Source organism: Sphingomonas koreensis, assembly GCF_002797435.1.
GTDB classification, from domain to species: Bacteria; Pseudomonadota; Alphaproteobacteria; order Sphingomonadales; family Sphingomonadaceae; genus Sphingomonas; species Sphingomonas koreensis.
The window spans coordinates 1,993,610-2,012,850 of sequence record NZ_PGEN01000001.1 but is presented as its reverse complement, the minus strand read 5'-3'; the positions used below and the strand labels follow the sequence as shown (position 1 = coordinate 2,012,850).

General features: G+C 66.7%; 17 protein-coding genes. 14 read left to right on the top strand and 3 right to left on the bottom strand.

Translation table 11 applies throughout. The annotated features are described in order from the left end of the window. Window positions 1-2: 2 nt before the first annotated feature. The 9 genes from BDW16_RS09375 to BDW16_RS09335 all read left to right on the top strand — a co-directional run bounded on the left by BDW16_RS09375 (window position 3) and on the right by BDW16_RS09335 (window position 10,955). Entirely contained in the window at window positions 3-755 is a 753-nt protein-coding gene (locus BDW16_RS09375; RefSeq protein ID WP_066578905.1) for an SDR family NAD(P)-dependent oxidoreductase, read from the top strand. Window positions 756-783: 28 nt separating this feature from the next. Next, window positions 784-1,659: a rhamnogalacturonan acetylesterase gene (locus BDW16_RS09370; protein WP_066578903.1), complete on the top strand. Its 876-nt coding sequence runs from the start codon at window positions 784-786 to the stop codon at window positions 1,657-1,659. A 163-nt stretch (window positions 1,660-1,822) separates the two neighbouring features. Continuing rightward, on the top strand, window positions 1,823-4,675 hold the full coding sequence (locus BDW16_RS09365; protein ID WP_083954316.1) for a TonB-dependent receptor: 2,853 nt from the start codon (window positions 1,823-1,825) through the stop codon (window positions 4,673-4,675). Window positions 4,676-4,770: 95 nt separating this feature from the next. Then, the gene (locus BDW16_RS09360) at window positions 4,771-5,517 is read left to right on the top strand and encodes a FadR/GntR family transcriptional regulator (protein WP_066578898.1); all 747 of its coding nucleotides are present in this window, start codon (window positions 4,771-4,773) and stop codon (window positions 5,515-5,517) included. Between the two features lie 155 nt (window positions 5,518-5,672). Next, window positions 5,673-7,247, top strand: coding sequence for an aldehyde dehydrogenase (NADP(+)) (locus BDW16_RS09355; RefSeq protein WP_066578896.1), 1,575 nt, complete (start codon window positions 5,673-5,675; stop codon window positions 7,245-7,247). Window positions 7,248-7,394: 147 nt separating this feature from the next. Next, entirely contained in the window at window positions 7,395-8,456 is a 1,062-nt protein-coding gene (locus BDW16_RS09350) for a fumarylacetoacetate hydrolase family protein (protein WP_100362854.1), read from the top strand. A gap of 2 nt (window positions 8,457-8,458) precedes the next feature. Then, complete coding sequence (gene xylB / locus BDW16_RS09345; protein ID WP_066578892.1) at window positions 8,459-9,238, top strand: D-xylose 1-dehydrogenase; 780 nt, start codon at window positions 8,459-8,461, stop codon at window positions 9,236-9,238. After that, window positions 9,238-10,125 (top strand): SMP-30/gluconolactonase/LRE family protein, encoded by an 888-nt coding sequence (locus tag BDW16_RS09340; RefSeq protein WP_066578889.1) that lies wholly within the window; start codon window positions 9,238-9,240, stop codon window positions 10,123-10,125. Before xylB ends, BDW16_RS09340 begins: the two co-directional genes overlap by 1 nt. Continuing rightward, window positions 10,122-10,955, top strand: coding sequence for an aldose 1-epimerase (locus BDW16_RS09335; RefSeq protein WP_174532062.1), 834 nt, complete (start codon window positions 10,122-10,124; stop codon window positions 10,953-10,955). The genes BDW16_RS09340 and BDW16_RS09335 overlap by 4 nt, the downstream gene beginning before the upstream one ends. Before the next feature lie 55 nt (window positions 10,956-11,010). Here BDW16_RS09335 and BDW16_RS09330 read toward each other — a convergent pair whose 3' ends face one another. Continuing rightward, the gene (locus tag BDW16_RS09330) at window positions 11,011-12,411 is read right to left on the bottom strand and encodes a sugar porter family MFS transporter (RefSeq protein WP_066578888.1); all 1,401 of its coding nucleotides are present in this window, start codon (window positions 12,409-12,411) and stop codon (window positions 11,011-11,013) included. 79 nt (window positions 12,412-12,490) lie between these two features. Further along, the gene (locus BDW16_RS09325) at window positions 12,491-13,540 is read right to left on the bottom strand and encodes a LacI family DNA-binding transcriptional regulator (RefSeq protein WP_066578885.1); all 1,050 of its coding nucleotides are present in this window, start codon (window positions 13,538-13,540) and stop codon (window positions 12,491-12,493) included. A gap of 134 nt (window positions 13,541-13,674) precedes the next feature. Between BDW16_RS09325 and BDW16_RS09320 the strand changes: the two genes are divergently transcribed. The 5 genes from BDW16_RS09320 to BDW16_RS09300 are packed head-to-tail and all read left to right on the top strand — an operon-like array spanning window position 13,675 to window position 17,794. Next, window positions 13,675-14,793: a glycoside hydrolase family 130 protein gene (locus tag BDW16_RS09320; RefSeq protein ID WP_066578884.1), complete on the top strand. Its 1,119-nt coding sequence runs from the start codon at window positions 13,675-13,677 to the stop codon at window positions 14,791-14,793. A gap of 40 nt (window positions 14,794-14,833) precedes the next feature. Beyond that, window positions 14,834-15,412 carry a pyridoxamine 5'-phosphate oxidase gene (gene pdxH, locus BDW16_RS09315; RefSeq protein ID WP_066579112.1) on the top strand — a complete coding sequence of 193 codons (579 nt, stop codon included), beginning with the start codon at window positions 14,834-14,836 and terminating at the stop codon, window positions 15,410-15,412. Further along, window positions 15,409-16,326: a cation diffusion facilitator family transporter gene (locus BDW16_RS09310; protein ID WP_066578883.1), complete on the top strand. Its 918-nt coding sequence runs from the start codon at window positions 15,409-15,411 to the stop codon at window positions 16,324-16,326. The genes pdxH and BDW16_RS09310 overlap by 4 nt, the downstream gene beginning before the upstream one ends. A gap of 2 nt (window positions 16,327-16,328) precedes the next feature. Continuing rightward, a complete protein-coding gene (locus tag BDW16_RS09305; RefSeq protein ID WP_066578882.1) occupies window positions 16,329-17,120 on the top strand; it encodes a PhzF family phenazine biosynthesis protein in 792 nt (263 codons plus the stop codon). After that, on the top strand, window positions 17,117-17,794 hold the full coding sequence (locus BDW16_RS09300; RefSeq protein ID WP_241230559.1) for a GNAT family N-acetyltransferase: 678 nt from the start codon (window positions 17,117-17,119) through the stop codon (window positions 17,792-17,794). Before BDW16_RS09305 ends, BDW16_RS09300 begins: the two co-directional genes overlap by 4 nt. 322 nt (window positions 17,795-18,116) lie before the next feature. Here BDW16_RS09300 and mnmA read toward each other — a convergent pair whose 3' ends face one another. Further along, window positions 18,117-19,226 (bottom strand): tRNA 2-thiouridine(34) synthase MnmA, encoded by a 1,110-nt coding sequence (gene mnmA, locus BDW16_RS09295; protein WP_066578875.1) that lies wholly within the window; start codon window positions 19,224-19,226, stop codon window positions 18,117-18,119. Window positions 19,227-19,241 lie beyond the last annotated feature (15 nt).

Genomic DNA, 19,241 nt, shown 5'->3' with positions numbered 1-19,241 from the left:
ACATGCGTTTCAAGGACAAGGTCGCGATCGTCACCGGCGGTGGACGCGACATCGGCAAGTCGATCTCGCTGCGGCTCGCCGCCGAGGGCGCCAAGGTAGTCATCAACTATCGCAGCGACGAGGCGGCGGCCAAGGCGACGCTCGACGCGATCGAGGCAGCGGGCGGCACTGCGCTACTCGCGCGCGCCGACGTGACCAAGGCCGACGAGGTCGTCGCGCTGGTCAAGGCCGCGACCGACGCGTTCGGCGGCAAGGTCGATATCCTCGTCAATTGCGCGGGCGGCATGGTCGCCCGGAAAACGCTCGCCGAGATGGACGAAGCCTTCTTCGACACGGTGATGGACCTCAACCTCAAATCGGCCTTCCTCGTCACCAAGGCGGTGCTCCCGCACCTCGAAAGCGGCGCGGCGATCGTCAACATCGCCTCGCAGGCCGGGCGTGACGGCGGCGGGCCGGGCGCGAGCATCTATGCCGCGTCCAAGGGCGCGCTGATGACGCTGACGCGCAGCTGGGCGAAGGAGCTTGGGCCGCAGGGCATCCGCGTCAACGCGCTCAACCCGGGCCTGATCGGCACCAGCTTCCACGACATCTTCTCCAAGCCGGAAGGCCGCGCCGCGGTCGCCGGCAATACCCCGCTGCGCCGCGAGGGGCATCCGGACGAGGTCGCGGCCGCGGTCGCCTTCCTCGCCTCGGGCGACGCCTCGTTCCTCACCGGCACCAATGTCGACATCAATGGCGGGCTGTTCTTCTCGTAACGGCGGCACCGCGAACTGGGAGAGAGAGATGAAGAAACTCGCCATGGCGCTTGCCGTGCTGGCGCTGCCCGCTGCGGCGCAGGCACAGTCGGAGGCCCAGCCCGCGCTGGACAAGCGCGAAAAGCGCACCGATGCGGCACCGATCGATGCGTTCAAGGTCATCCTGGTCGGCGATTCGACCATGGCGCCGGGCAGCGGCTGGGCGTCGATGTTCTGCGCGATGCACGTGAAGTCGAGCATCGCCTGCCTCAACCTCGGCCGCGGCGGGCGCTCGACGCGCAGCTACCGCGCCGAGGGGTCGTGGACCATCGCGCTCAACGAGGCCAGGGTCGCAGGCTACAAGAAGACCTGGGTGCTGATCCAGTTCGGGCATAACGACCAATCGACCCGCGCCGAGCGCTGGACCGACCTCAACGGCGAGTTCGGCGCCAACCTGCGCCAGATGGTGGCCGATGTGCGCGCGGCGGGCGCGCACCCGGTGCTGGTGACCCCGTTGACGCGGCGCGAGTTCCGCGATGGCAAGCTCAACAACACGCTTGCCGCATGGGGGGATGAGGCGCGCAAGGTCGGCGCGGCGCTGCAGGTGCCGGTGATCGACCTCAATGCGCGCAGCGCCGCCGCGGTGCAGAAGCTGGGCGCAGCGGATTCGACGGCGCTCGCTCAGGTTCCGCCTTTGCCCGAAGAACTGGAGGCAGCGCGCAAGGGCACGACGCTCAAGCCCCGTCCCGCCGAGGAAGCGCGCGCACCCGCGGTCGAGCTGCCCAAGACCGGTCCGCGCGGCCAGCTGCGTCCCAAGTTCGACTATACCCATGTCGGCGAGGCCGGCGCGCGCGTGTTCGCCAAGATGGTAGCGCACGACCTGGCCACTGCCGCACCCGAGTTGCGCAGCCACCTGATGCCTTGATCAGGTGGCGAAAGGCGCGGGAGGGGCGTTCCTTGCCGGACCGGCCCTCCCGCTTCGCCGGTTTGTGGATATGCATACCAATTGGCAGGCCAATTGGATTGACAAATAGGCCGATCCACTTCTAGAGATTGGTCTATATAAAAGAATGGGGAGGATTTCCGTGATGGTTGCTGTCACTCGCTCGGGCCGGTTGCGCCATGCGTTGCTCGTCGGCGGATCGCTGCCGGTGCTGCTTCTGGCCGCTCCGGCAATGGCGCAGGACACGGCGCCCGCCGATGATGCGAGCGCGGCCGAGGACATCATCGTCACGGGGATCCGCGAGACGATCCAGACCTCGATCCAGGCTAAGCGCGATTCGGATACGATCGTGGATACGGTCTCGTCCAAGGAGATCGGCGAGCTTCCCGGCCAGTCGGTGGGTGAGGTGATCGCGACGATCACCGGCGCGACGATCGACCGCGCCAATTACGGTCCGACGGAAGTCTCGATCCGCGGGCTCGGTTCGGGCCTGAGCATGACGACGTTCAACGGGCGCGAGGCGACCAACGGGTCGGGCGATCGTGCGGTCAATTTCGGCCAGTTCCCGTCCGAGCTGTTCAACGCGATCAAGATCTACAAGACGCAGCAGGCGGACCTGATCGAGGGTGGCGTCGCCGGCCTGATCGAGATGGAAACGCGCAAGCCGCTCGATTACGGCCGCCGCAGCATCCAGGTCGAGGCCAAGGCCAATTTCAACCCCTATCAGGACAAGATCACCGGTGAGGGCGCGTGGGGATGGCGCGGCACTGCCAGCTATATCGACCAGTTCGAACTTGGGGGGCTGGGTGACGTCGGCATCTCGATCGGCGTTCAGCGCAACGACGTGAACGATCCGGTCGAGCGCTTCTACACCAGCACGACCTGGTACACCTGCAACGCGGCGGTCGTTTCGAGTTCCAACTGCACCGAAGTCACGCGCCAGCAGGGCAATGCCGGCACGCCCTTCTTCCATGCGTCCAATTCTTACCTCAATCGTCAGATGACGACGTCGGATCGTCGCGATGCGATCTTCGGTGCACTCCAGTGGCAGCCCAGCCCGACGATCGACATCAATCTCGACGCCCAATATTCGCGCCGCGACTATAGCGAGCGTCGCAACGATTTCGGCACGGCGGAGGGGCGTTACAATCTGCGCAACGTCGTGATCGGCGACAATAACCAGCTGTTGTCGGCCACTGGCTCGGCGACGATGCAGACCATTTCGGGCCTGTTCATGCGCGACGAGCGCTATCTGGGTCTGGGCGGCAATATCGAATGGAGCCCGTCGGATCGCCTGACGGTCAGCATCGACGGCGGCTATTCGCGGACGAAGCGCCTCGACATCACGCGGCAGGTGCGGCTGCGCACCGACCCGTTCAACATCTATGGCGTGCGTACCGCGATCAACAATCAGCGCATCCCCTATTCGGTCGACATGACCCAGGGCTATCTGCCGGTCTTTACCTATGACGCCCGGTTCAATCCGCGCGACCATGACGTGTTCAGCGACGATGCGCGCCTTACCCGGTCTCAGGACGGGCGCACCGACGAAATCTGGTCGCTGCGCGCCGACGCCAGCTACAAGCTCGACGGCTTCATCGAGCGGATTGCTGTTGGCGGGCGCTGGGCTAGCCGCAAATTCTTCGGCTACAGCAACGACGTCAATATCGACCAGACCGACCTGGCGGTCGACCGTCGCGTCAATCTCGCCTGCCGCACGCCCTTCCCGCAGACCGGCTTCCTCGCGGACGCCTCGTCGCCGTCGATCGGCAGCTACGCGACCTTCGACGTGCTGTGCCAGTTCCGCGAATATCTCGGCACCGAAGATCCGGGCAACAGCGGCAACCTGGACTCGGTCGACAATGCGCAGGTCACCGAGAAGACATGGGCCGGCTATATCATGGCGACCTATTCGGGCGAGCTGGGCAATATCCCGGTTCGCGGCAATTTCGGTGTGCGCGGCGTGCGCACCGAAGTGACCGCCGATGGCTTCCGGGCGGATCTCGACGTGATTACCCGCGCCGACGGAACGATCCAGCTGGTGGCGACCAACGACCTCACGCCGGTTCAGATCAAGTCGAGCTCGACGCGCTGGCTGCCCAGCTTCAACGCCATCTTCGACCTCAGCAACAAGATGCGCGTGCGCACCGGCGTCTATCGTGCGATGTCGCGCCCTGCCCCCAGCGCGCTCGGCGCTGGGCGTCGTATCGCGCTTGAGGCCGATCCCGGCACCGGCTTCACCTCGGTTACTGACGCGATCGACAACATCGCCGCGACGGGCAGCCCGCGGCTCAAGCCGACCATGTCGTGGAACGCCGATCTCGCGCTCGAATATTATGCGAACAAGGAAACGCTGCTCGCCGCGACGCTCTACTACAAGCGTTTCACCGGCGGTCTGATGCCGTTCATCACCGATGAGGAATTCAACATCGGCGGCACCAGCTACATGGTGCCAGTCACCCAGACGACCAACAGCGACGAGCAGAGCGACCTGTACGGGATCGAGGTGACCGCGACCAACCGCTTCACCTGGCTACCTGGCCCGCTCAAGGGGCTGGGCGCAAAGCTCAGCTACAATTACGCCTGGTCGGACTTCAAGACGCAGGACATCCGCTACGGCGATGTGATCGAATCCAACGGGACGGTGACCCCGGGCCTGATCCCTCCGGCCGGGCTCAGCGGCTATTCGAAGCATACGCTGTCGCTGCAGGGCTTTTATGAGGTCGGTCCTTTCTCGCTGCAGGGCATCTACCGCTATCGCTCGCGCTATTATCAGGCGTTCACCTCGAACAACACGCAGCTGCGCTATGTCGAGGGCACCGACACCTTCGACATGACCGCTTCGTTCCGGGTCAATCGCCAGGTCGATTTCCGGCTTCAGGCGCTCAACCTCTTCAACGAACCGCGGATCGAGTACATGCCGGTCGTCGGCAGCACGCGGAACGTCGAATTCTACGGACCGCAGTATTTCATGAGTGTCCGCGTCCGCCTGCGGTAAGCTGCGCCGTCCGGCCTTGCGGACCAATTGCCTATTCCAAATGGAAGGCGGCTAGGGCATTCGGAGGGCCGGACCGGATCGAACCGAGGAATTGCATGGCCGAACGCCGCCTGTTTCAGGAAGTCGCCGAGCGTATTGCCGCGATGATCGCGGGGGGCGCTTATCCCCCCGGATCGCGGCTGCCCGGCGAGCGCGAGATCGCCGAGCAGCTCGGCGTCAGCCGGGTCACGGTACGTGAGGCGGAAATCGCGTTGCAGGCGCGCGGACTGGTGACCATCAAGACCGGGTCGGGCGTCTACGTCACCGATGGCAAGACTGCGCGCGGCGACGAGCCGCCTGCGGTCAGCGCGTTCGAACTGACCGAGGCGCGATCGCTGTTCGAATCGGAAGCCGCGGCACTGGCGGCCTCGACGATCACGCCCGAAACGCTCGACCGGCTCGACGAACTGCTCGAGATCATGGGCCATGACGATGGCGACGATGCAAGATCGACCGAGGCGGATCAGGAGTTCCACCTGCTGATCGCGTCGGCATCGGGCAATCAGGCGATCATCCATGTCATCAAGTCGCTGTGGCGGATGCGCACCGACGTGCCGGAAGTGCGCACCACCTATGCCAGCGTCTGCCAGCATGACGGCCGCACCCGTCAGCAGGAGCATGCCGCGATCGTCGATGCACTGCGGGCCGGCGATCCGGGCGCGGCGCGGATCGCGATGCGTGCGCATTTCAACCGGCTGCTCGAAGCGATGCTCGACGCGACCGAGGAGCGCGAAATCTCCGAACTGCGGCGCAAGGCGGCAGAGAGTCGTGAGCGCTTCCTGATGAGCGCACGGCTGCGCTGACATCGCGAACATTGCCCGCGCGAACGCCGCGCGAATTGACCCTGTGCATTGGTAGCGCTACCAATCACATCCGTCCGGGTTGAAAATTCGTATGATGTTTGTAGATGGACGGGACTGCCGCATCGCGTCGCGGCCGCCGATCTACGGAGACGAGCATGGAACTGACGGGCGGACTCTTCATCGGCGGCGAACGCCGTCAATCTGATGCGCGCTTTCACGCCTATGATCCCGCCGCCGGCGCGGACATCGCCGATGCCGGCTTTGCCAGCGCCAGCGAGCAGGACGTCGCCGACGCCTGCGCGGCCGCCGAAGCCGCCTTCCTGCCCTATTCGACCAAGCCGCTCGAAGCGCGTGCGCGTTTCCTCGAAACGATCGCCGACGAGATCGAGGCACTGGGGGATGTGCTGATCGAGCGCGCCTGCCGTGAATCGGGCCTGCCCGCCGCGCGCATCACCGGCGAGCGCGGCCGTACGGTGGGCCAGCTGCGTCTGTTCGCAAAGGAAGTGCGCGATGGCGCCTGGCAGAAATTGCGCATCGACCATGCCGATCGGGAGCGTACGCCGCCCAGGCCCGACCTGCGCCTGCGCATGGTTCCGCTCGGCCCGGTCGCGGTGTTCGGCGCCTCCAACTTCCCGCTCGCCTTCTCGACCGCAGGCGGCGACACCGCCTCGGCATTCGCCGCGGGCTGCCCGGTGGTGGTCAAGGGCCATCGCGCGCACCCCGGCACCGCCGAGCTGATCGCGACGGCGATCATCCGCGCGGTCGAGACGTGCGGCATGCCGGCCGGCACGTTCGGTATGGTCAACGGCACGTCGCGCAAGGTGGGCGAGACGCTGGTCGCCGATCCGCGCATCCAGGCGGTGGGCTTCACCGGATCGCGCGGCGGCGGCGAAGCGCTGATGCGCATCGCCGCGGCGCGTCCGCGCCCGATTCCCGTCTATGCCGAGATGGCGGCGATCAACCCCGTCATCCTGATGCCCCAGGCATTGAAGGCACGCGGCCCGGCGCTGGCCGAGGCGTTCGTCGCCAGCCTGGCGATGGGCGCGGGCCAGTTCTGCACCAACCCCGGCCTCGTCATGGGTATCGATGGCCCCGAACTGGACGCGTTCGTCGCACGTGCCGGCGAGGTGCTGTCGGGACAGGCGGCGCAGGTGATGCTGACCGACGGCATCTGGGAAGCGTTCGAGAGCGGCAAGGCCAAGCTCGCGGGCAGTGCGTTCGTCACCAAGGTTGCCGAAGGTGTCGAGGCCGATGGCCCGAACCGCGGCCGGGCGGCGCTGTTCAGTGTCGCTGGCAAGGACTTCCTAGCCGATCCGGTACATCTGCACGAAGTGTTTGGCGTCTCCTCGGTCGTGGTGCGTTGCGCGAGCCTGGAAGAACTCAAGGCGGTTCTGGGCGAACTGGAAGGCCAGCTGACTGCGACGCTTCAGGTCGATGAAGGCGATTATCCAGAGGCGCAGGCTCTGCTGCCGGTGCTTGAGCGCACCGTCGGCCGCGTCATCGCCAATGGCTGGCCGACAGGCGTCGAGGTGACCCATGCGATGGTGCATGGCGGCCCCTATCCCTCGACCTCGGATCCGCGCAGCACCTCGGTCGGCACGCTGGCGATCGACCGCTTCCTGCGCCCGGTAAGCTATCAGGATTTGCCGGAGGCGTTGCTGCCTGCAGCGCTGCGCGAGAACGCGCAGGCCGGTACCGTCGCGCGGATCGACGGCAGCTGGACGATCTGAAGCTGCGCCCCTTGTGAGCGTGCAAGAGTGATGATAGCGCTATCATCACCCGTTTCCAAACGGGCGAAGGAGAGAGTTGTGCCTGAAGCTTTTGACGTGTCGGCGCTTCCCGAAGATGCCGGGCAGGCGACGCTTGCCGGCCGGGTGATGCTGGCCGAAGGGCCAGTTCCCGTGATCGTGCGCGAAGGCCGCGTCCATGACGTGTCGACGGTGGCCGCGACGACGGCGGATCTGTTCGACCTGCCCGATCCCGCGAGTGCGGCGGGCAAGTATCTCTGCGATGTGACGGACCTGACCATCGGCGGTGGCGCCTATGCGCTGCTGGCGCCGATCGATCTCCAATGCGTCAAGGCGTGCGGCGTGACCTTTGCGGTATCGGCGCTAGAGCGTGTGATCGAAGAACGGGCGCGGGGCGACGCGGGCCAGGCCGCGGCGATCCGAGCCGAACTGGAAGAGAAGATCGGCGGCGGCATCCGATCGGTGGTCCCGGGCAGCGCGGACGCCGCGAAGCTCAAGGCCGTGTTGATCGATGCGGGCATGTGGTCGCAATATCTGGAAGTCGCGATCGGCCCGGATGCCGAGGTCTTCACCAAGGCGCCGGTGCTGTCCTCGGTCGGCTGGGGCGCGGAGATCGGCATCCGTTCGGATTCGAGCTGGAACAACCCCGAGCCGGAAGTGGTGGTGATTGCCAATGCCGCGGGCAAGGTGATCGGTGCGACCCTTGGCAACGACGTCAACCTGCGCGACTTCGAGGGGCGCAGCGCGTTGCTGCTCGGCAAGGCCAAGGACAATAATGCAGCGTGCGCGATCGGGCCGTTCGTGCGGCTGTTCGACGCGCAGTTCGGCATCGACGACGTGCGCAATGCCGAGCTCGACCTGCTGATCGAGGGGCCGGAGGGCTATCGCCTCGAAGGGCATAGCTCGATGAACCAGATCAGCCGCGATCCGCTGGAACTGGTCCGCCAGACGCTGTCCGAGCATCAATATCCGGACGGGTTCGCACTGTTCCTGGGCACGCTGTTCGCACCCGTGCAGGATCGCGACGATCCCGGCCGCGGTTTCACGCACAAGATCGGCGACACGGTGCGCATCCGTTCGCGGAAGCTCGGCACGTTGACCAACCGCGTCACCACCTCGAAGGACGCGGCGCCCTGGACCTTCGGCATCCGAGAACTCTATCGCAGCATCGCAGCGCGGACGGCCGCCTGAACATGACCCAGCCGGCAGCAGCATCCGCCGCGGCGGTCTATCCGAGCCTCAAGGGCAAGCGGGTGCTTGTCACCGGCGGCGGTTCGGGGATCGGCGCGGGCATTGTCGAGGGGTTTGCTCGGCAGGGCGCGGACGTGACCTTCTTCGACATTGCCGGGGCGGAGTCGCAGCTGCTGGTCGAGCGGTTGAGCGCCGATGGGCACAAGGCGTGTTTCGAGCGCGTGGACCTGACCGATGTCGCGTCGCTCCAGGCGGTGATCGCTCGGCTGATCAAGGGGGCGGGCGGGTTCGATATCCTCGTCAACAACGCCGCCAATGACGATCGCCACGCGATCGACGAGATCACCGAAGCCTATTGGGACGAGCGGCTGAGCGTGAACCTCAAGCACATCTTCTTCTGTGCGCAGGCGGTGGTGCCGGCGATGCGCGCGAGGGGCGGCGGGGCGATCGTCAATCTCGGTTCGATCTCCTGGCATCTCGGGCTCAGCGACCTGGTTCTCTACCAGACGTGCAAGGCGGCGATCGAAGGACTGACCCGCAGCCTTGCCCGCGATCTGGGCCGCGACGGCATCCGCGCGACCTGCGTCATCCCGGGCAATGTCCGCACCCCCCGCCAGCTGAAATGGTATTCGCCCGAGGGCGAGGCGGAGATCGTTGCGGCGCAATGCCTTGACGGACGCCTCGCGCCCGAAGACGTTGCGGCGATGGTGCTGTTCCTCGCCTCAGACGATGCGCGTCTGGTGACCGGGCACAGCTATTTCGTGGACGCGGGCTGGCGCTGATGGGCGTCGTGCTGACCGCGCCGGAGCCGGTCTGGGCGCTCGGAGCGCCGTTGCTCGAGGGCCCGGTCTGGGTGCAGCGCGACGCGGCCTTGTGGTTCGTCGACATCAAGTCGCACAGGATCCACCGGTTCGATCCGGCGAGCGGAGAGAGGCGCAGCTGGGACGCGCCGGCGCAGGTCGGTTTCTGCCTGCCGGCTGCGAACGGCAAATTCGTCGCGGGGCTCCAGACCGGGCTTGCGATCTTCGATCCCGCCGATCGCAGTTTCACACCGCTGACGGACCCCGAGCCTGCCTTGCCTGGCAACCGGCTCAACGACGGCACCGTCGATCCGGCGGGGCGGCTGTGGTTCGGCACGATGGACGATGGCGAGAGTGAAGCGACCGGGCGCATCTATCGCCTTGGCGGCGATGGCCGTTGCGTCGCGGAGACGGCGGCGGTGAGCATCTCGAACGGCCCGGCGGTGAGCCCGGACGGGCGCACGCTCTATCATGTCGATACGCTGGGCGGCGTGATCCACTCGGCGGCGATCGGGGATGACGGGATTCTGGGGGACTCGCGCGTGTTCGCGACGATCCCGAACAGCGAAGGCTTTCCCGACGGCCCGGCGGTGGATGCCGAGGGCTGTGTGTGGATCGGTCTCTATAATGGCGCGGCGGTGCGGCGCTATTCGCCCGCGGGTGAGTTGCTGGACGTGGTCGCATTCCCGGTCGGCGCGATCACCAAGGTCGCGTTCGGCGGGCCTGACCTGCGTACCGTCTATGCCACCACCGCCAGCAAACATCTCGACGCGGATGGTCGCGCCGAGGAGCCGCATGCGGGTGACCTGTTCGCATTTCGGGTGTCCGTTCCCGGCATGCCGGGGACCGAGGTCTCGGTCGGGCTGTGAAGCTTGGCGGCCATGGCTGGGAACTGGCATTGTTGCCGGAGACCGGCGGTGCGATCGCGGCGTTGCAGCACGATGGGCGTGACGTGCTGCGCCGTGCGCCCGAGGGGACCGCGGACGTGCTCGCCGCCGCCTGTTTTCCGCTGGTGCCTTACGCCAACCGGATCGCGAACGGGCAGTTCGCAGCCGGCGGGGAAACCTATCAACTCCCGCTCAATTTCGGCGATCATCCGCATAGCCTGCACGGGTTTGGCTGGCAGTCCGGCTGGGCGGTCGAAGACGCGGGCGCGGATCACGCAGTGCTGGTTGATGCGCATGACGGAAGTGCCGGCTGGCCCTGGGCCTACCGGGCGGAGCAACGCTTCGCGCTGGCCCCGGGCGCGGCCCGGATCGAGCTTTCGCTGACCAATTTGGCGGACACGCCGATGCCTGTCGGGCTTGGCCTGCATCCCTATTTTCCCTGCGATGCAGACACGCGATTGCGCTTCGAGGCCGAGACCCTGTGGCTGGCGGACGCCACGATGCTGCCGGCTGAAACGGCCCCAGCGGCGTATTTCGGGGACTGGGCCGGGGGCGCGGCGGTCCGGGGCGATGCCCTGATCGACAATAGCTATGAAGGCTGGGACGGCCTGGCGCAGATCGAGCAGCGCTGGGGGCGTATCGCGATCCAGGGTGAGGGCGCTGGCGTGCTGCATCTCTTCCGCCCGCCCGGCGCGGACTTCTTCTGCGCCGAGCCGGTGAGCCATCTGCCCGATGCGATCAATCGCGGCGGGATGGATGCGCTCGCGCGGGGCGAGACGAGCAGGCTGGCGATGACACTCAGCGTCAGGTGATGGTGCCGCGGCGCGGCGAACCCTTCGCGCGAGCGGAAGGCGCGCGCCGGGGCCGTCATCCCTGCATGTCCTCGAGTTCTACCCCCTTGGTCTCATGGATGAACTTGCTGACCAGGAAGAAGCTGATCACCGCGCACACTGCATAAAAACTGTAGCTGACGGCGAGGCCGAGGCCCGCGGCCATGATCGGGAAGCTTTGCGCGATCAGATAGTTGGAGAACCATTGCGCAAAGCCGCACACGGCGAGCGCCGATCCGCGGATCTGGTTGGGGAACATCTCGCCCAGCATCACCCACATCACCGGACCCCAGCTGACATTGAAGAAGACGACGTAGAGATTGGCGGCGATCACCGCGATGATGCCGAGCTGCTGCGAGAGGACGAGCTTGCCCTGCGCGTCGAGCGATCCCCGGCTGAACGCGAAGACCATCGCGAACAGGGCGACCGCCATGCCTGCCGATCCGATGAGCAGCAGCGGCTTGCGCCCGATGCGGTCGACCAGCGCGACGGTGACGAAGCAGGCGGCGATCGAGACGAAGCCCGAGACGATGTTGATGAGCAGCGCATCATTCTCGGTGAAGCCGGCGAGCTGCCACAGCGTCGCGCCATAATAGAAGATGACGTTGATGCCGACGAGCTGCTGGAACACCGCGAGCAGCAATCCCGCCCAGACGATCGGGCGTACCCCGCCCTTCACCGGATCGAGGATGTCGCGCAGTGTGGGGCGGTGGTCGGAAAAGCTCGCCTGGATCTCGGTGAGCTTGTTTGTCGCGGTCCCGGCGCCGAACAGGCTGGTGAGTACGCGCGTCGCTTCCGCGTTGCGGCCCTTGGAGACGAGATAGCGCGGGCTTTCGGGTATGAAGAACAAGGCGATCAGGAACACGGTCGCCGGGATCGCCTGCATCCAGTACATCCAGCGCCACGCCTCGTACCCGCCCCAGAAGAGGTTGGTCGAGGCGCCGGCGGTCTTCGCCAGCCAGTAGTTCACCACGAACGCGGCGGTGAGGCCGGAGATGATCATGATCTGCTGGATGGTGGTCATCCGCCCGCGGATATTGGCTGGCGCCACCTCGGAGATATAGGCGGGGGAGAGCACGCTCGCCGCGCCCACCGCCATGCCGCCGGCAATGCGCGCGGCGACGAAGATCCATTGTTCGTGGCTGAATCCCTGGATCAGCGCGCCGATCAGGAACAGCACGGCCGTCAGGATCATCACGTTGCGGCGGCCGATCAGGTCGGCGAGGCGGCCGGCGAGAAAGGCACCGATGAAACAGCCGATCAGCAGCGATCCGACGGTGAAGCCGAGGCCGCCCTCGCTCAGGGCAAAGGCCGATTTGAGCCCGTCCTGGGTGCCGTTCACGGCGCCGCTGTCATAGCCGAACAACAGGCCGCCGATCGTCGCGACTGCGACGATTGCCATGATCAGCCCCATATTGGCGCGGCTTTCCCCGTTCATCCATCTCTCCCGACAGCGTCTCGATATGCGCTGTTAGCGGTAACTAATGCCGCCGCGGCTGCGCACCGGCAAGCGTAAACTAGCGGGTTCGCGGTCCGGCGGATTCGCGCAGCACGAGTTCGTAGGGCAGCACCTCTTCCTCGGTCGCTTCGGCCTCGCCGGGGCGTTCGCGCAGGCGGCGCAGCAACATGGTGATCGCGGCCTCGGCCATTGCGGAGATCGGCTGGCGGATGGTGGTGAGCGCTGGCCAGATGCTGGTCGCGATGGCGGTATCGTCGAAGCCGACGATGCTGAGGTCGCCGGGCACGTGCAGTCCGTGTCGATGCGCGACCCCGACCGCCGCGGCGGCCATGTCATCGTTCGACGCGAAGATCGCGGTCGGTGCGCCGGACGCGGCGAGGATGCGCTCGGCGGCGTCGATGCCCGAGCGATAGGTGAACAGCCCTTGCTCGATCCGTGCGGATGCGGGGTCGATCCCTGCTTCCTCCAGCGCCGCGACGAAGCCGCGGTGCCGTTCGGCGCTCGCGACCTGATTGGGATGACCCCTGATGAAACCGATCTCGCGATGGCCGAGCTCGATCAGATGGCGGGTGATTGCGCGTGCGGCCTCGAAATCGTCGATCCGGACGTTGAGCGTCCCCGCTTCCTGCGATCCCATCGCGATCGCCGCCCAGGGAATCCCGGCCTGGGCGAGCGCGGTGCGTACGACCGCGGATTCGGAGAGCGGCGGCGGAAGCACCACGCCGCGCACCCGGGCATCGATCAGCTGGCGCACCGCCTCCGCCTCTGCCTGGGGGCTATCGTCCTCGCAGGCTTCGAGCACGAGGTGGCTGCCCGCGCGGCGCGCCGTCTCCAGCGCGCCGATCAGGAACTGGCTGAGATAGCCTGCCGACGGATTGGCGTAGAGCAGGCCGATCTGGGCGATGCCGCCCGCCGCGAGCGAGCGCGCGGCGGCATTCGGGCGGTAATCGAGCTGATCGACCGCGGCGAGGACCGCCTTGCGCGTGTCGGCGCGCACATTGGTGCCGCCATTCATCACGCGTGACACGGTCATCGCGGAAACGCCTGCGGCGCGCGCCACATCCTGTACGGTAACGCCGCCCATGGTCTTGCGTGTCGAACGGCTCATCCAAATCTCCCGCGCACGGGATATGGGTGCGATGCGGACATTGCAATCGGGCGGCCCGGAATGGAACCTGGGGCGATGTGGCGGCTTGAGGTGAGACGTGCAGCAAAGGAGCCGCCCATGCCGGATACCGTCGCATGACCCGCTTCGCGATCGACCGGCTGGTCTTCGGCCCGGCGGACGTGGATCTGGCGCATTCGCCGCTCGCCGGGCAGCTCGATGCCGAAACCTATGTGCTTGGTGCGTTCAACCCGGGGCTGATGCGGCTCCCCAACGGCAATCTGCTGATGATGGTGCGTGTCGCCGAGGCGCTGCGCGAGCCGGTTCGCGATGGGCACGCTCATGCGATCCGCTGGCAGGATGGCCGCTACGTCCTCGACGCCTGGCCGCTCGACCTCGTCGATACCGCCGATCCGCGCAAGTTCATGCTGCATGGCGGGGGCTGGAAGGTCATGGCGCTGACCTCGCTGTCGTGGCTGTTGCCGGTGGAGTTGTCGGTGGACGGGCTGGAGGTGGTTGCGGTTCATTATGACCGGGCGATCGCGCCGCAGAACGATGTGCAATGCTACGGCATCGAGGATGCGCGAATCAGCCGGGTCGGCGATGAGTGGCTGATGACGACCTGCTCGGTCAGCCCGGAGCGGCATTCGACCACGCTCTACGCTTCGGACGACGGTTTCGACTGGCGGTTCGAGGGCGTGGTGCTCGATCACCAGAACAAGGACATGCTGATCTTCGAAGGCAAGCCGGGCGAGCGGTATTGGGCGCAAACCCGGCCGCTGGGCGACCTGTACTTCGCCTATCCGCCTGGCAGCGCGTGGCGAGCGGGGCCGTCGATCAACCTCGCCACCTCGCCCGACGGACGGCACTGGAAGCCGTATCTGGCGCCCGGCATCCGTCCGCGTGCGGGAAGCGTGGCGACCGCTCGGATCGGCGGGGGCGCGCCGCCGATCCTGACGCCGCGCGGCTGGCTGACCTTGTGGCACGGGGTCGAGCCCAAGGAGGTGGTCGGCATCTACCGCACCTATTGGTCGCTGCTCCACCGCGACGACCCTTCGATCACCCTGCAGACCAGTGCAGCGCCTCTGCTCGAGGCCAGCCCCGACCTCACCGCACCGCTCGCCGATCGCATGTACATCCATGACGTGGTGTTCACGACCGGCATCGCTGATGCGGGCGACCACTATGTCGTGGCATCGGGCGAGGCGGACCTCGCGTGCCGGATCACGCATATTCCCAAGTCCATGTTCGCCTGACCCCTCCCGCCGCGCGCGACGATTGGCTATGAAGCCGCATATGACGACCGATCCCTTTGCCCTGTTCGATCAATGGTATGCCGAGGCCCGGGCGACCGAGCCGAACGATTCGAACGCCATGGCGCTGGCGACGGTGGACGCCGCAGGGCAGCCTTCGGTACGCATGGTGCTGCTCAAGGGCCATGGCCCGGACGGCTTCGTCTTCTACACCAACCGCGAGGGCCGCAAGGCGGGCGAACTGGCGGCGGTGCCCAAGGCCGCGTTGCTGTTCCACTGGAAATCCCTGCGCCGGCAGATCCGGATCGAGGGGGCGGTGAGCCTTGCAAGCGACGCCGAATCCGACGCTTATTTCGCCAGCCGCAGCCGGGATTCGCAGCTGGGCGCCTGGGCGAGCGACCAGTCGCGCCCGCTGGCCGATCGTGCGACTTTCGAGGCGCGGTACGAAGCGATGCGCGCGCGGTTCGACGGGCAGGATGTGCCGCGCCCGCCGCATTGGGGCGGCTATCGCGTGACGCCGCAGCGCATCGAATTCTGGCAGGATCGCGAGCACCGGCTTCACGAGCGCCGCGTCTTCACTCGCATCGCCGACGGCTGGAGCGAAGGGCTGCTTTACCCGTGAGCAATCTTGCCCGCCGGGCCGCGATTGCCAGCGTCTGTGCGGCGGTGCTGCTCGGTGCGCTCAAGGCCTGGGCGGCGTGGCGCACGGGATCGGTGGCGATGCTCGCCAGCCTTGCCGACAGCCTGCTCGATCTGGTCGCCTCGCTGGTGACACTGGCCGGGGTGCATATCGCCGCGCAGCCCGCCGATGCCGAACATCGCTTCGGTCATGGCAAGGCGGAGGCGCTGGCGGCACTGTTCCAGGTTGTGCTGATCTCGGTCTCCGCTTGCCTGATCGCGGTGCGTGCGGTGCAGCGGCTGAGTTCGGGCGATGTCGCGGCGGATGCCGAATCGGGGATCGCGGTATCGATCGCGGCGATCGTCGTAACGCTGTTGCTCACCGCCTATCAGCGCCGCGCGATCGCAGCGACCGGATCGGTGGCGATCAAGACCGACCGGCTGCACTATCAGTCGGACCTGCTGCTCAATGCCGCAGTGATCGCGGCGCTGGTGTCGGACCAGTATCTCGCCCTCACTGGTGCCGATCCGCTGTTCGGCATCGCCATCGCCGCGTGGCTGCTATGGGGTGCGTGGCGCGGAGCGAGCGAGGCGATCGCGCAGTTGATGGACCGCGAATGGCCCGATGAGAAGCGTCGTGCCTTTGTCGAGGTCGCTGCGCGCGAGCCGGGCCTCGAAAGCCTTCACGATCTGCGTACCCGCACCAGCGGATCGCAGGATTTTGCGCAGTTCCACATCGCCCTGCCAGGCACGACATCGGTCAGCGACGCGCATGCGCTGGTGGAAAATCTCGAAGCCCGGCTTGAAGCGGCATTCCCCGGCACCGAAATCCTGATCCATGTCGATCCGGCGGGGCATGTCGATCATCCCGGGAACGCCCTGCGCGAGACCGACGAGATCGAACAGTTGAAAGCGTGACGATGCAGCTTCCCTTTGCCCAGATCGATGCCTTTGCCGACCGCCCCTTCACCGGCAATCAGGCGGGGGTGATGCCGCTCGACACCTGGCTGGACGACGATGTGCTGCAGGCGATCGCCGAAGAGAACAACCTCGCCGAAACCGCCTTCATCGTGCGCGATGCGAGCGGCGAGGCCGATTGGGAACTGCGCTGGTTCACGCCGACGGTCGAGATCGCGCTGTGCGGTCATGCGACGCTGGCGAGCGGCCATTATCTGCTGACGCGCGATCCCGCGCTGGAGCAGGTGCGCTTCCGAACCCGCAAGGCGGGTATCCTGACGGTGACGCGCGAAGGGGAGGGCTATGCGCTGGCGCTGCCCGCCTATCCGGCCGGGCCCGCCGATATCCCCGGTCTGCTCGAAGCGCTGGGCGTATCGCACGGCACGGTGCTGCATCATCCCAAGGGTTATGACCTGACCGTGCTGGAGAGCGCCGAGACGGTGCGTGCGCTTGCGCCCGACTTCCGCGCGCTTGCGGCGCTGGGTGACACGCTCAACATCGTGACCGCGCCGGGCGACGGGACGGACATCATCAGCCGCGTCTTCGCGCCCGCTGCGGGGATCGACGAGGACCCTGTCACCGGCTCGGCGCACAGCGTCCTGATCCCCTATTGGGCCGAACGGCTGGGGCGCAACCGCTTCACCGCATTCCAGGCGAGCAAGCGCGGCGGCTATCTCGATTGCGAGGCGGCGGGCGACGATGCGATCCTGCGCGGCACATGCGTCACGGTGATCGAAGGGGTGTTCACGCTGTGAGCCACCCGCTCGATCGTCCTGTCTGGACGGCGCTGAGCGGGCGGCAGGCACGGTTCGCCGCTGGCGGCCCATTGGCGCTGCGCTATCGTCCGGAAATCAACCTTCTTGCAGCTGCGGCCGATGACACGCCCGAGGCACTGGCCGCGCTTGCCGCGCTGGTCCCGCCGGGCGGCAAGATCGCGACGGTCGAGGGCGCGGAGACTCCGGTTCCGCCGGGTCTGACGGTGTTGAAGCGGGCGATGCTGGCGCAGATGGTGCTTGAGCGTCCGGCGACTGCCGAGCCGGTCGACTATCTCGACCTTGGCGATGCCGACGCGCCCGAGATGCTCGCGCTTGCCACACTGACCGAACCGGGGCCGTTCGTGGAAGCGACGCACCGGCTTGGCGCGTTCATCGGCGTGCGCATCGACGGCCAGCTTGTCGCCATGTCGGGCGAGCGGATGCGCGCGCCGGGCCTGACCGAAGTCAGCGCGGTGTGCACCCACCCCGACTGGCGCGGCCGCGGGCTGGCAGGCAAGCTGATGCGCGTCGTGATGGACCGCATCGTCGCGCGCGGCGAGACGCCGTTCCTGCACAGCTATGCCAGTAATTTGGGCGTGATCGCGCTGTACGAGAAACTGGGGTTTCGCGTGCGGCGTGAGGTGATCGCGACGTTTCTGGAGCGGCAGAAGTGAATCGGTCGTCTCCGGCGGGCAGCAAGCTGCCGCGAAGTTGACGAAGTTGACGAAGTTGCGGGAAACCCGATTTATTCTGTCAACTTTGTTGCCTTTGTCCGCGGCGGTCAGGGGATCTCATTGAACCCGGGGAATCAACGCAATCAAAGAGCGGCCGCCATATGGCGGGTCGATGCAAGCAAACCAATTCCAACATTGCAAGCCGGGCAGCCAAAGTGGAGGTGGAGGAATGTCCACTATGGGGTCGATGGCGGTCATCCGGCTTCTCCGTCATCCCCGCCCGGTGCCGGGATGACGATCTGCTCGTGAAGCGCCGCTCTTCTCAGACCGCTACCAGCTCCGCCCGCTCGGTTTCTCTGATCCAGCCGCCGCCCAGCACCCGCTCGCCGGCATAGAGCACCGCGGCCTGACCGGGGGCGACGCCATATTCGGGCGTGTCGAACACCACGCGGCCGCCTTCCATCCGCGCCGGGGCGGGCCTGGCCATCGAGCGGACCTTGGCGGTCATCGGCCCGTCATAGCTTCCGCCGAGCCAGTTGATCCCCTCGATCCGCGCGGCGCGGACGGCGAGCGCGGCCTTGGGCCCCACCACGACCTCGCGGCGCTCGGGGTCGAGGCGGATGACGTAGAGCGGCTCGGGGCTGCCGCCGATCTCGAGCCCGCGGCGCTGGCCGACGGTAAAATGGATCAGGCCGCGATGCTCGCCCAGCACGTTGCCAGCCTCATCGACGATCTTGCCCGCCGTATCGGCCTCGGGCCGCAGCTTCTTCACCAGCCGCGCATAGTCGCGGTCGGGGACGAAGCAGATGTCCTGGCTGTCGGGCTTGGCTGCGACACCCAGTCCGATCTCGGCCGCGATCTCGCGTACGCGTGCCTTGGGCATCGCGCCCAGCGGGAAGCGCAGGAAATCGAGCTGGTCGCGCGTAGTGGCGAACAGGAAATAGCTCTGGTCGCGCGCGGGATCGGCGCCCTTGTGCAGCTCCGGACCCTCCGGCCCGACCACGCGCTGCACATAATGGCCGGTGGCGAGGCAATCGGCGCCCAGATCGCGGGCGAGCGCGAACAGATCGGTGAACTTGGGCCCCATGTTGCACTTGACGCACGGGATCGGGGTGCGCCCGGCGAGATACTCGTCGGCGAAATCGTCGATCACCTGCTCGCGGAAGCTGCTTTCATGGTCGAATACATAATGCGCGATGCCGAGCCGGTCGCACACGGCGCGGGCGTCGCGGATGTCGCGGCCGGCACAGCAGCTTCCGGAGCGGCCGGTCGCTTCGCCATGGTCGTAGAGCTGGAGGGTGACGCCGATCGTCTCCGCGCCGGTGCGCGCGGCGAGCGCGGCCACCACCGAGGAATCGACGCCGCCCGACATGGCGACGACGATCCGCCGCTTCTCAAGCGGTCCGCTCAACTGAAAATCGGGTCCGGTCATCGCGCCGCCACATAG